Raw genomic sequence first — 12,247 nt, 5'->3', positions numbered from 1 at the left:
CTGAATCAACGAATCAGTTCGCCTTGAAAGGTCGACTGTATATCAAAGCCATTCAGGCAGCTTTAGCTGAACTCCGGTTTCTCCAACAAAAGAATCTCTTGTTAAACATTGACCCTGCGTAACTTCAGTAACTAACATAACTGCAAAAGTAACTTTCTTAAATGTTTTATTTAATAAAACCCCTTTTTTTGAAAGTAAAACTCTATAATGAAATGCTTACTGCGCGAGAGTGGCTATAACTTGGCATTTAAAGCTAAAGCATAGTTCGCAGCGATGGATTTATTAACCCCACTATCGTTAGAGTCATATCAAAAGGGGTAAAATTCTAACCCTCGCCTTCTTTCCCTATCTTTGAAGTATACCTAACTTTTTATTTGTGTTGACAAAAGCTAAATACGTATCCTTAGCTGAAATACGTTTTGATGCCCTTATCGACCATCAACCTGCAATACCGACTCCCCCGCCGACTGCTACAGGTACCCTACGACCTGATGAACCGGCTAAACCGAAACCGGCTCCTGCAGGCCGACGGACTAGCCGCAGAAATCGACTACACCGATTACCTCGTCAGCAATGACCCCGCCGGGAGTCTGGATTTCTTTTACGTAGCCACAAAGTGACCATAAACAAACCGCCGTTGACGAGACCGTCAACGGCGGTTTGTTGTTTAACGGGCCAGCCCATCCTGACGCGCCCGGGCCCGAACGCGCTGGGCACGACTCGCGCTGTCGGGGTGGTCGGAAAGCAGGGACGCTACCTTGCCACCACCCCCACCGCTTAACTTGGCCAACTTCTCGAAAGACGTAGCCAGGGCCAGCACATTGTAATGGTTCTTTTTAAGAAAACTGTAGCTGTAATCGTCGGCCGCCGTTTCCTGTTTGCGGCTGAACGAAGCACCCAGCATATAATCGGCAAAACCCGCCACCTGCGACTGAGAGATCTTGCTTAGCGTACCGGACCCCGAGGCCAGTGCATCGCGTACTGCTGTACGACGCAGCGCACTTTTCATTGCGTTACGGGTATCGTGGTTGACCACATGACCAATTTCGTGGCCCATCACCGCCAGTAGTTCATTATCCGACATAATATCCATCAGGCCCTTAAACACGCGTACGCTCCCGTCGGCCGTGGCAAACGCGTTCACTTCGGGCACTTTATATACCTTATAATTGAGGGGTAGTCCACTAACGGTATGGTGCCTGCTGACGATGCGACTCAGGCGTTGAGCGTAGGGATCACCCGGCGCGGCTACGGGGTTTTTGGCATCCATTTGCTGGACGGCTTCTTTGGAAAGTTTTACTACCTGCGCATCACTCAGCGTGGCCGAACCAACGCCCTCCATCAACGCCTGTAACAGGCCGGAAGTACCACTCGACTGCGCATTGGTTAGCAGTGGAAGACTGACCATTGTGGCCAGTATAATTAATCTGTAGTTCATACATTGAGTATGAATCCGTGGTAAGCAACACAGATTCTTTCTATAGACCCATTCTGTAGTAAAAAGTTTATTTGAGATGATGCAACGAACTACTCTGTATCAACGGTAGGTTTTTGCACCGGTCACGTTTATAGAGTTTAAACTACCTGTAGTAAAATGACAGGAACCAACCTGAACGTCACCTTAACCGATGATTCTACCAACGAATAAACTACTTTTTTACACGCTCAGAAAGACTATCCTACTCAGCCTACTGCTGCTAACCCACGTGATGACCTACGCGCAGGGGGTGTGGAACGGGAGGAAATGCGCCGTTGCCCTGACTTACGACGATGCGTTGCAGGTCCATCTGGACAATGTAGTTCCGGTACTGGATTCGCTGGGACTGAAAGGGACATTCTATTTATCGGGTTATTTTCCCGGCTACGTGAACAATATAGCCCGCTGGAAATCGGCGGCCGACGCAGGGCATGAACTGGCGAACCACACCCTGTTTCATCCCTGCATCGGCGACCGACCGGGCCGGGAGTGGGTAAACCCGGAAACCGATTTGAGCAGGTACACGGTGAAGCGGATGACGAATGAAATGAAAATGACCAACGTACTGCTCAAAACCCTCGATGGTAAAACCGCCCGCACCTTTGCCTACCCGTGTGGCGACACCAAAATCGGTGATGTAGATTACTACAAAACGGTAGCCGACGATTTTGTCGCAGCACGCGGCACCACGGGCGAGATGAAGAAGATAATGGAAATCAACCTGGCCGATGTGGGTTCGTACGGCATCAATGGCGAATCGGGGGAGAAACTGATAGAACTGGTCAAACGGGCGCAGGAAACCAACTCCCTGCTGGTTTTCCTGTTTCACGGCGTGGGCGGTGGGCACTCACTGAACGTTGCATTGGCCGAACACAACAAGCTGGTGCGCTACCTGGAACAGCACGAAGCCGACATTTGGATAGCCCCCTTTATCGACATCGCCAGCTATGTGAAAGAGTATCAGTCAAAGCAAACCAAGTAGCCGGTCATGCAAAGCAACCGATTGTTTTTACTGGTGATGTTGGCTGGATTGACTTTCCAGACGGTAGCCCAGCGCGTATTCATCCAGCAAACCGGGTCATCCCCGCAACAGACTTACGCCATCGGGCAGTTGACTAAAGCCCTGAATTTTCGAAAATATACCGTTGCGACGGATGCGAAATCGGCCAGTTTTACCATTCGGCTGGCCCCCGTTGATGCTCAATTGGGGGCGGAAGCCTACCGTATCGATTGTAAAAACAACCAGATTACCGTAACGGGGGGCGATTCCCGTGGGCTGATTTACGGGTGTCTTTCCCTGGTGGAATCCATTCAAAATGGCCTCTCGCTAAATGCCATTCGTTCCCAAAACGAAAAGCCTCACCTACCCCTGCGGGCCATCAAGTTCGATTTACCCTGGGATACCTATCGGCACAGCGATGCGCTCGATCTGCACATGGAGACGTGCCGGGATACGCTCTACTGGCAGGCATTTCTGGACATGATGGTGGCCAATCGGTTCAATGCGCTGAGTTTATGGAATCTGCACCCGTACACCTTCATGATTCGGCCCGCTAACTTCCCCATGGCGACGCCTTTCAACGAAGAACAGCTAAAGGAATGGCAGACACTCTTCCGGGCTATTTTCCGGATGGCCAGCGAGCGGGCGATTGATACGTATCTGGTCCCTTTCAATATATTTACCAGTCCAGAATTTTCGAAAGCCTACAACCCGAATCCACGGCTGAATAACCTGGAGCATCATCACTTTATTGATGGCGACACATCAGCCATTGTCAAACGCTATACACGGGAGTGCGTAACGCAGGTGCTTCAGGAGTACCCCGAACTAACCGGGTTTGGCCTGACCCTGGGCGAAGCCATGGGCGGCATGTCGCCCCGGCAGCGGGAAGACTGGATGCACGCCACGATCATTGACGGCATGCGGCTGGCGGGCCGAAAAACTAAACTCATCCACCGGATACCGTTTTCCAGTACAACCGGCTCACTGGGGGTTACCAGCATCGAAACCGAAAAACTGACCCGCCAATCCATCGAGCAGGAAGGAGCATTAGACTTTATCGAAAAACCCATCTGGGCCGATTTGAAGTACAACTGGTCACACGCGCACTCCACGCCCACACTCGTAAAGGTACACGGGGGTAAGCTGTACGACACCTATTTCAACCCCGACCCCACGGCCTATAAGATTACCTGGACGGTGCGGAACGAGGATTTTTTCTGCCTGCGCTGGGGCGTTCCCGATTTTGTCCGGGCGCACATTGCGGCCAATAACCAGTCATACGTAGGCGGCTATTTCCTGGGGTCGGAAACCTATATTCCGGCCAACGATTATTTCACGACGCCCGGTGGCCCCGTCGACTGGACATACGCGTTTGAGCGGCAATGGCTGTTTTACAAGCTTTGGGGTCGCCTGCTTTATAACCCTGCCACGCCCGATGCCATTTTCAGGGCTGAGTTCGTCCGGCGGTATGGCAAACCAGCCGCTCCCCTGCTGGAAGCCTATGCTTTAGCTTCGTCTACGCCCTTACGACTCGCTTCGGTCTTCGATTTTACCTGGGACTTTTCGCTCTACAGTGAAGGGATGATGGCCTTCGATGCGCAGAAAAACGTTTCGTATATCGCCGTCGAGCAGCTGATTACCCAGCCTGTACTGGACCCGAACTACGTGTCGGTCGGTGATTACGTCAAAACGATAACCTCGCGTGGTTCATTTGGAGCGGAGAAGATAACGCCACCGGTGCTGGCTGCCATGCTGGAACGAGATTGCCGGAAAGCCCTGCAACTCGTTCAACCGATAAAGACCTCTTCAAATCGGTCGCTGCAATACGAAGTTGCCGATGTCGAAGTATGGGCTAATCTGGGGCTTCACCTTGCCGAAAAACTGCGCGGAGCCGTAGCGTTACAAACCTACCGCACAACCGGACAGGCTAACCAGAAGGAAACGGCTGTCAAACACCTGAAAGCCGCCCTGGGCTACTGGGATACAGTCGTTGCCATTACTCGCCCACTTTATAAGGATATGCCCCTGGTGCATCTGACCGAACAGAAAGGGCATACCTGGGCAGAAAATAACAAACTTCGTTTCCACTGGGAGAAACTCCGCCCCGATGTAGCAAACGACATCGAGATAGCCGAAAAAGCCCGGTATCCCGCAAAAAAATAACCGTTTGGTTCTGTCCAAACGGCTATTACTGGTTCGTATTTCTAATCTTTGACAACGTTTAAAACGTTGTCAAAGATGGCAAACAGCCAAAAACATCAGCTATGCATCTCTCTACGGCGTAATCAACTCAATTGACCCGTCGTCCTTCCGTTTCAGCTCGCGCACTTTAACGTTACGCAGGTGCGTTTTGCCGGATAGCTCCACATCGTGGTAGAAGATGTACCACTTGCCGTTGAATTCCACGATGGAGTGGTGGGTGGTCCAGCCGGTTACGGGCTTCATGAACGTACTCTGGTAAGTGAAGGGGCCATACGGCGATTTGCTGGTGGCATAGGCCAGAAAATGCGTATCGCCAGTTGAGTACGAGAAATAGTAGGTATCCTTGTATTTGTGCATCCAGGCACCTTCAAAAAAACGCCGGTCGTGGTCGCCACCCAAAAGAGGTTTGCCCACTGAATCGATAATCTGAATGTCTTTGACCGGGCCGTCGAACGTGAGCATATCGTTGCTCATCAGGGCTATTTTGGGACTCAGTGCCGGTTCTTTGTCTTTCTGCAAATCGGTTTTCAGGCTTTTGTCATACTTGCCGGTATGCCAGCGTTGTAGTTGACCGCCCCAGATACCGCCAAAGTACATGTACGTTTTGCCGTCGGTATCGGTAAACACCGCCGGGTCGATACTGAAGCTGCCCGGTATGGGAGCCGGTTCGGCCTTGAACGGTCCCGTTGGTGATTTGCTGGTAGCAACGCCCATCCGGAATACATCCTCCTTATCCTTAACCGGGAAATACAGGTAGTAAGTACCGTTTTTGTAGGCGGCATCGGGTGCCCACATCTGGCGACCCGCCCATGGAACATCCTTAATATCCAGTGCAACCCCATGGTCGACTACCTTGGCATCGATGTTATCCATCGAAAGGACGTGGTAATCCTGCATGTTAAAATGGCCTCCTTCATCGTCTTCCGGTACCTTGGCGTCAATATCGTGCGATGGGTAAATGTAAATCTTGCCGTTGAATACGTGCGCCGAAGGGTCAGCCGTATAAATAGCGCTAATCAGCGGCTTGGGATTGTTGAGGTCGCGCGGAGTGGTCAGGGTGTCCTGCGTAGGTTGCGTGTTTTCAGTAGTCTGGGTCGTTGAACTTTGGCAGGAACTGAGCTGGATACCAACGCCACAAACAGCGATGGCGAGCAGGGAGGATTTTTTCAGTGCGAACATGAAATAGGGGTTATGATGAATAACGGTTAGCAAAGGTCATAGTCAGTGCGGTCGTTTGGCCACAAATGGGTGGGCAGTTAGCTGTTTCATGATTCAGTTACGGCCACTCGACTTAGTCATAATCGATTCGGCATCACCGCATGAATACTGAATAAGTGTCAAAGTTACAACCAAACGATTATATTGTCATTCCGTTTGAAAAATTACTCTTTTTATGACGCCCCAACTGTTGTTATCGGCCTTTTGGTAAAGTCTGCTGAGTACGGTTCTTCTTGCTTTTTCTGCTTTATTGTTTCCAGCACGGGCATCGTAATTACCTGCCTTTCTAACCAGCCCGGAGCACCAAACACGGGGATTCTGCACCTGGACGAAGGCCGGTACATTGACGAAAAATGGAAACCCGGCCGGCGGTTAAACGGCGACCAGGACCATCAGGGGCGGCATATCCGCATTCCCGTTGGGGAATATGGCATCCAGAAACTGACGCTGTACCGGTATTGATTGCTTATGAATCATCCAATTTCTCAATCCTGCCGATTGTAAAACGCCAATCAAGTGCCTTCTGTAATTAGCCTTGCAATCAAGCGTCGACAGGCTCCTGATAAACCTTAATTAACTGGTTACCAGTCAGAACTGGCAACGCGGAAGTAACCCCATCTAAGTCGGCAAACTCTACAAGGTAACTCGCGTCATCGAACGTCTCTACCACGGTCCCCAGGCTACCTTTACGAATCTTTTCGGCGGGCAAATCGGTCGAGGCTACGACAATATCCAATAAGCTGAAGGCTTCCATGACGCTTACTTTTTTTCTACAGATCCCCCTACGTTTTCCGTTTCTTCTTACGGGCCGATGGGAATAGTACGTTGTTCAGGATGAGCCGGTAGCCGGGCGAGTGCGGGTGCAGATTCAGGTCGGTGGGACTGCGGAAACCACCCCCGCGGGTACCTTCGGGGTCGTGGCCGCCGTAGAATGTCCACTGCCCCCGGCCCATTTCGCCGTAGAGGTAGCGGTCCGACGATTCGCTTTCGCCCATCACCAGGCTGCTTGGCTTGACGGCTCCTTTCCGGAAGGCCGTTGTCTGGCCAAAAAATTCCTTGATGATTGGCTCGTGGTTCTGCGTAAGCATGGCCGGAATGACATCCCACTTGGCCGAAAAGTTGAACAACTGGAAGAAGCCCGTCGACTGGTTATAGCTACGTCCGCCGGATGAATTAATGTCGGAAAAAGTAGAGTACCCCCGGTACCCGTTGTCGGTTTCGAGGGTGAAGTTGCCAAACGCGAACGTTTTGGTGAAGTCGAGTTTGCTCTGCGCGTCGGCATCAACGTCGTCGCCATCGTAGCTGCTGCCAACAATATCGAGGCCCTCGGCTGCCAGCGCAATATCGAGGGTTTCGGCCGCCGAGCACATGGCAAACAGGTAACCCCCACCGGAACAAAACTCCTTGATACCTTTGGCAACGGCCAGTTTCATCTGCGACACCTTCGTAAAACCGTACTTATGGGCAATGTCTTCCTGGGCTTTGATGTCAGCCAGCGATTGCCGGTGAATATTGCGGCCATACTGACCCGTAAAATCCTCGTGGTGCAGGTGCAGCCAGTCGTATTTAGGCAGGTCGCCTTTCAGGATTTCTTCATCGTATACCAGTTCGTAGGGTATTTCGGCGTAGGTGAGAACCAGCAACACAGCGTCTGTATTCTCAAACTCAGCCGGGCCGACTTTTATGGGCGAATACACCACAATTTTAGCCGCTTTATGGAGCGTTACGACATCCATGTTGAGGTCAGGATTGGCCAGTTGCTGCCTGATGGAGGCTGCTCTGGCATCTGAAATTGTTTCGAAAGAAACCCCCCGAACGCGGCACTCCGTTTCAATAGCGGCTGTCTGTTTCATCATGAAACTCCCGCCCCGGTAGTTGAGCAGCCAGTCTATTTCCTGGTCATCTTTCAGAATTTTGTAGGCAATGCCATACGCTTTAAGGTGATTACTCTGCTGGTCGTCCATCGGAATCAGGATGGAATTGGCCCGGATCATGGTTGCACTGACGGTACTTATCAGCAGCAAAAGAAGAAAAGTGCGGTACTGTTTCATAGCGTTCGTATTTTTGAAACAAAGACGGTTTGCCAGGCAGGGATTTCAGCATTGGTGGCCCGTTATGAACAGAATACCAAACACGTTTCATCAGCAACCTCAACTCTTTATGTTTTACCGTTACGGTATTCTCTCTATCGCCAGTCTGCTAACCGTTATGTCGTGTAGCCATCGTTCCGTACCAACCAGCCAGCCCGTTGTGGAAACGGGGGTATCACAAACACTGGCGAAGGACCGGAAGCAAACCCTAAGCCAGTTGAGCTATGCACTAAAGTTCGACATTCCAGCGCAGAAAAACCAGCCTATTCCAGCCAGCGAAACAATTACGTTTACCTGGCAAAAAAACAGCACCCCGCTTCAACTCGATTTCAAGGAAGAAAAGGCTCATATACAGTCGGTTTCGGTTAACGAAACGTCCATCCCCCTTGTTTTCGAGCGCGAACATATACTCATTTCCACGGCGGCTCTGAAAGCCGGTAAAAACAGTATTTCCATTCAGTTTACGGCGGGCAATCTATCCCTGAACCGTAACGACGAATACCTCTACACATTGCTTGTTCCCGACCGCGCCCGAACGGTTTTCCCCTGCTTCGACCAGCCCGATTTAAAAGCCACGTTTCAGGTTTCTCTAACTATTCCTACCCGGTGGGAAGCCATCACGAATGCGCCCGTACGGGATTCGTCCATCGCCGGGGAGCGAAAAACGGTCAATTTCCAGCCATCCGACCTGATTCCTACGTACTTATTCTCATTCGTAGCGGGCAAGTTCACGCCGGTCAGCCGCACTATGCAGGGCGAATCCACGCTGGGCCGTTCCATGACGCTGCTCCACCGCGAAACGGACTCGACGAAGATTCGGCTGAGCCTCGACCCGATATTTACGTACCATGCCGATGCCATCCGGTTTATGGAAGAATACACCCAGATTCCGTTTCCGTTTCAGAAATTCGATTTTGCCGCTATTCCCGATTTTCAGTACGGCGGCATGGAGCACGTAGGTGCCATTGATTATAAAACATCGGCCCTGTTTTTAGACAACGGTGCCACCCGCGACCAGCGTTTGTCCCGCACCCACGTCATTGCCCACGAAACGGCACACATGTGGTTTGGCGATATGGTAACCATGCGCTGGTTTGAGGATGTATGGCTGAAAGAAGTGTTCGCCAATTTCATGGCGGACAAGGTCATGGAGGTTGCTTCACCGGATGCCAACTATGACCTTCAGTTCGTGGTCGATCACTTTCCGGCGGCTTACGCCGTCGACCGTACGCAGGGGGCCAATCCCATTGGGCAACCCCTCGTCAATTTGCAGGAAGCGGGGAGCCTCTACGGCGGCATTATCTACCACAAGGCTCCCATTATGATGCGGCAACTGGAGCGGTTGATGGGTAAAACGGCCCTGCGCGATGGCCTGCGGGAATACCTCAAAAAATACACGTTCAACAATGCGTCCTGGTCGGATTTAGTGGCTATTCTGGACGCACATACACCCGCCGACCTGCTGGCCTGGAACAACGTATGGGTGAAAGAAACCGGGCGACCTGTGTTCACGTATCAACTCGACAAAAAGGACGGCAAAATCAGTCACTTCGTGATTTCGCAACAGGGCGAAGATGGGACCAAGCGGTTATGGCCGCAGGGTTTCGAGGTGGCGCTGGTGTATCCCGACCGGGTGGAGGAACTAACCGTCAATATGAATCAGGCGCAGGTTGACCTGACCGAAGCGGTTGGGAAAGTAGCCCCTTTGTTCATGGTCTTCAATTCGTCGGGGCAGGGATACGGGCTGTTTCCGGTCGATACAGCCATGATTCCGCAACTGGCCACCCTAACAAATCCGGTTACACGGGCCGCAGCTTACATCAATCTGTACGAAACAATGCTGACCGGCCAGACCAGCCCGGTTTTACTGGGCAACGTGTATAAAAATCTGTTGGCTCAGGAGCCGGAAGAACTGAATGTACGACTGCTGACAACGGAATTGTCCGATATCGTGTGGGATTTTACCCGGCCCGAAAACCGTGCCACCCTGGCGGCTTCCATTGAACAGGCTACCTGGCAGGCTATGCAACTTAATACGCCGGAAGGTGTATCCAGCCAAACCTCGGCCCAAAAAGGCATCCGTAAACTCCTGTTCCGGCTATATCAGTCGATTGCCCTCAGCCGCGAAGCGCAGAACCGGCTTTATCAAATCTGGAAGGAGCAGAAAGCCCCGGATGGCGTTACCCTGACCGAAGACGATTACACCTCGCTGGCCCTGGCGCTGGCCGTACGGGATTACCCCGCCGAAGGTATTCTGCAAACGCAACTGGCCCGGATTAAAAACCCCGACCGGCAGAAACGGCTTCAATTCATGATGCCGGCCTTATCCAGCAGTGTTACCGAACGTAACGCATTTTTTGCATCACTGGCCACCGAAACAAACCGGGAGCACGAAGCCTGGGTAACGGCCGCGCTGGGGTATCTGCACCATCCCCTCCGCGCCGAAACGTCAGTCAGCTACCTGCCTAAAAGTCTGGAGTTGCTGGAAGAAATTCAGCGCACGGGCGATATTTTCTTCCCCGAATCATGGCTTCGGTCCACCTTGTCCGGCTACCAGACCCCCGCAGTGGCCCAACTGGTACGGACGTTTCTAAGTGATCACCCCAACTACAACGCCCGCCTGCGCGCCAAGCTGCTGCAAGCCGCCGACGGCACCTTCCGGGCAAGTACTTTGCTGTATCGGTAGTGGCAGATAAAAGCTAACTATCTGATTATCAGAAAAATATTTTACTTTTTGGTTGCAAAAATGTAAATTTCGGATTCGTACGAGCCAACGCAAACATCCTTATCGTTAGGCTTTTCGATTTATGGCTGACGCGAATAAGCTGAAATATCAAACTCAGGCTTTTTCGAAGGAAAAATATTTTACAAGTTCAAATGGCTCAAATTAATTATCGTGACAAACAAGATTTAGAAGATCTATTCCAAATGGGTGGTGGATATGTTCTAAATTTTAGTGATAGCAGCTTCAGAAGTTTCGTTTATGATGCTGTCAGAGAGGACATAAGCGATGAAAAATATAAAACGAAAGGGACATCCAAAGCTAATAGATTAAGAAGTTTTTGTAAGTTGGAGCCAGACCCAAAAGTAGGAAGTTTGATATACGAATTAGTGATGATTGCGAAAGATAAGCCTCGAACACGCGATGGTCTATCGGGCTTATCAGAACTCCCTCCGAAGGACTTGGTTGATCGATGCTTCATGATAGCAAGTGCCTTGAAAGGAGAATCAGTAATCGAAGACATTGATGCAATACAAGCAATCAACACAGATAAAGATTTCAACTCCATAGCAAGATCTATCCGGGAAAGCATAGGAAGGAATGAACCGGAAAATGCCCTAGATAGACTTCATACTTACATTACGAAGTTGATTAGAGTTCTGTGCCAACAACATGATATAGTTTTTAGTAGAGAAGAATCTTTGAATGCTATTTTTGGTAAATACGTGAAGTATATCAAGACTAATAAGATGATTGATTCTGAGATGGCAGAAAAGATTCTGACGTACTCGATCTCTGTAATTCAATCATTTAACGATATTAGAAACAATAGAAGTTTCGCGCACGATAACCCGGTATTGAACTACGACGAAAGCATATTAATATTCAACAACATCACAAACATGGTGAGGTTTATCAACAAGATTGAAAGTAAAATCGCCAAACCTGAAGATTCCGAGAGTCCTGAATCAAGTTGGGAGGAATTACCATTTTAGATGATTCTGCATAGCCACCTTTTCTGAACGACAGGCAGCACTTCCGCTGTTAGGTAAACAGTCCGACGAAGCAGGGGGATAAGGATCTTATTCCCAAAGACTTCAATCCATCAGCCTATAGTTCGTTAAGGGGATTCAAAATAGACTATTTGAAATGATGGTAAGGAGCCAACGTCTCTGCTCCTAAGGGTTAGTACGAGACTGCTCGCTGAACTGTGTCAAGGCTGAGGGTGAATAGNAGGGAAAAAGAAAAATCCTTATTTTCACAATCATGACGGATACAACTAACGACTTCGATTTCGAGTCCTTCAAGCAGGCGGCCATCAAAGGCCTCTACGAAGGCAAACCCCTGACAGGCCAAAACGGCCTGTTCGCTCCCTTACTCAAGCACTTCCTGGAATCGGCCTTGGAAGGGGAAATGGATGGCCACCTGGTGCAGACCCGGCAGACCGAACAAAACCGCCGAAACGGCAAGACCACCAAGACCGTCAAATCCAGCGCTGGGCTGTTAGATTTGACCACGCCCCGCGACCGATCCGG

The 12,247-nt window shown here is 50.6% G+C and carries 11 protein-coding genes; 7 read left to right on the top strand and 4 right to left on the bottom strand.

From position 1 onward, the window contains the following. The first annotated feature begins 422 nt into the window (after positions 1–422). A complete protein-coding gene (locus tag B157_RS0107205; RefSeq protein WP_020602688.1) occupies positions 423–620 on the top strand; it encodes a hypothetical protein in 198 nt (65 codons plus the stop codon). Positions 621–667: 47 nt separating this feature from the next. Here the strand turns inward: B157_RS0107205 and B157_RS0107200 are convergent, their stop codons facing one another. Then, on the bottom strand, positions 668–1,438 hold the full coding sequence (locus tag B157_RS0107200) for a M48 family metallopeptidase (protein WP_020602687.1): 771 nt from the start codon (positions 1,436–1,438) through the stop codon (positions 668–670). Positions 1,439–1,628: 190 nt separating this feature from the next. Between B157_RS0107200 and B157_RS0107195 the strand changes: the two genes are divergently transcribed. Continuing rightward, complete coding sequence (locus tag B157_RS0107195) at positions 1,629–2,459, top strand: polysaccharide deacetylase family protein (protein ID WP_020602686.1); 831 nt, start codon at positions 1,629–1,631, stop codon at positions 2,457–2,459. Positions 2,460–2,465: 6 nt separating this feature from the next. Next, on the top strand, positions 2,466–4,643 hold the full coding sequence (locus B157_RS0107190) for a glycoside hydrolase family 20 zincin-like fold domain-containing protein (RefSeq protein ID WP_020602685.1): 2,178 nt from the start codon (positions 2,466–2,468) through the stop codon (positions 4,641–4,643). A gap of 111 nt (positions 4,644–4,754) precedes the next feature. Here B157_RS0107190 and B157_RS0107185 read toward each other — a convergent pair whose 3' ends face one another. Next, the gene (locus tag B157_RS0107185) at positions 4,755–5,861 is read right to left on the bottom strand and encodes a glycoside hydrolase family 43 protein (RefSeq protein ID WP_020602684.1); all 1,107 of its coding nucleotides are present in this window, start codon (positions 5,859–5,861) and stop codon (positions 4,755–4,757) included. Between the two features lie 243 nt (positions 5,862–6,104). On the opposite strand from B157_RS0107185, the gene B157_RS0107180 reads away from it, so the two are divergent. Further along, positions 6,105–6,362, top strand: coding sequence for a DUF5597 domain-containing protein (locus tag B157_RS0107180; protein ID WP_157618331.1), 258 nt, complete (start codon positions 6,105–6,107; stop codon positions 6,360–6,362). 79 nt (positions 6,363–6,441) lie between these two features. Here B157_RS0107180 and B157_RS0107175 read toward each other — a convergent pair whose 3' ends face one another. Continuing rightward, positions 6,442–6,654 (bottom strand): DUF4926 domain-containing protein, encoded by a 213-nt coding sequence (locus B157_RS0107175; protein ID WP_020602682.1) that lies wholly within the window; start codon positions 6,652–6,654, stop codon positions 6,442–6,444. Between the two features lie 28 nt (positions 6,655–6,682). Beyond that, entirely contained in the window at positions 6,683–7,951 is a 1,269-nt protein-coding gene (locus B157_RS0107170; RefSeq protein WP_020602681.1) for a hypothetical protein, read from the bottom strand. 109 nt (positions 7,952–8,060) lie between these two features. Between B157_RS0107170 and B157_RS0107165 the strand changes: the two genes are divergently transcribed. From B157_RS0107165 to B157_RS0107155, 3 genes are all read left to right on the top strand, one after another. Then, positions 8,061–10,676, top strand: a complete 2,616-nt coding sequence (locus tag B157_RS0107165; RefSeq protein WP_020602680.1) for a M1 family metallopeptidase — start codon at positions 8,061–8,063, stop codon at positions 10,674–10,676. 191 nt (positions 10,677–10,867) lie between these two features. Further along, positions 10,868–11,707, top strand: coding sequence for an abortive infection family protein (locus B157_RS0107160; protein WP_020602679.1), 840 nt, complete (start codon positions 10,868–10,870; stop codon positions 11,705–11,707). Positions 11,708–11,978: 271 nt separating this feature from the next. Then, positions 11,979–12,247 (top strand): transposase (locus B157_RS0107155; RefSeq protein WP_020602678.1); only part of this gene is annotated, 269 nt, incomplete at its 3' end.

It is taken from the genome of Spirosoma spitsbergense DSM 19989 (assembly GCF_000374085.1).
In the GTDB taxonomy this organism is placed as follows: Bacteria; Bacteroidota; Bacteroidia; order Cytophagales; family Spirosomataceae; genus Spirosoma; species Spirosoma spitsbergense.
The sequence above is the reverse complement of the archived record's forward strand: the minus strand, read 5'-3'. Positions and strand labels throughout refer to the sequence as shown.

Coding starts and splice junctions, on each gene's coding strand:
- B157_RS0107165 (WP_020602680.1), top strand. CDS start 8,061: ATGTTTTACCGTTACGGTATTCTCTCTATCGCCAGTCTGCTAACCGTT.
- B157_RS0107195 (WP_020602686.1), top strand. CDS start 1,629: ATGATTCTACCAACGAATAAACTACTTTTTTACACGCTCAGAAAGACT.
- B157_RS0107175 (WP_020602682.1), bottom strand. CDS start 6,654: ATGGAAGCCTTCAGCTTATTGGATATTGTCGTAGCCTCGACCGATTTG.
- B157_RS0107185 (WP_020602684.1), bottom strand. CDS start 5,861: ATGTTCGCACTGAAAAAATCCTCCCTGCTCGCCATCGCTGTTTGTGGC.
- B157_RS0107205 (WP_020602688.1), top strand. CDS start 423: ATGCCCTTATCGACCATCAACCTGCAATACCGACTCCCCCGCCGACTG.
- B157_RS0107170 (WP_020602681.1), bottom strand. CDS start 7,951: ATGAAACAGTACCGCACTTTTCTTCTTTTGCTGCTGATAAGTACCGTC.
- B157_RS0107160 (WP_020602679.1), top strand. CDS start 10,868: ATGGCTCAAATTAATTATCGTGACAAACAAGATTTAGAAGATCTATTC.
- B157_RS0107190 (WP_020602685.1), top strand. CDS start 2,466: ATGCAAAGCAACCGATTGTTTTTACTGGTGATGTTGGCTGGATTGACT.
- B157_RS0107200 (WP_020602687.1), bottom strand. CDS start 1,438: ATGAACTACAGATTAATTATACTGGCCACAATGGTCAGTCTTCCACTG.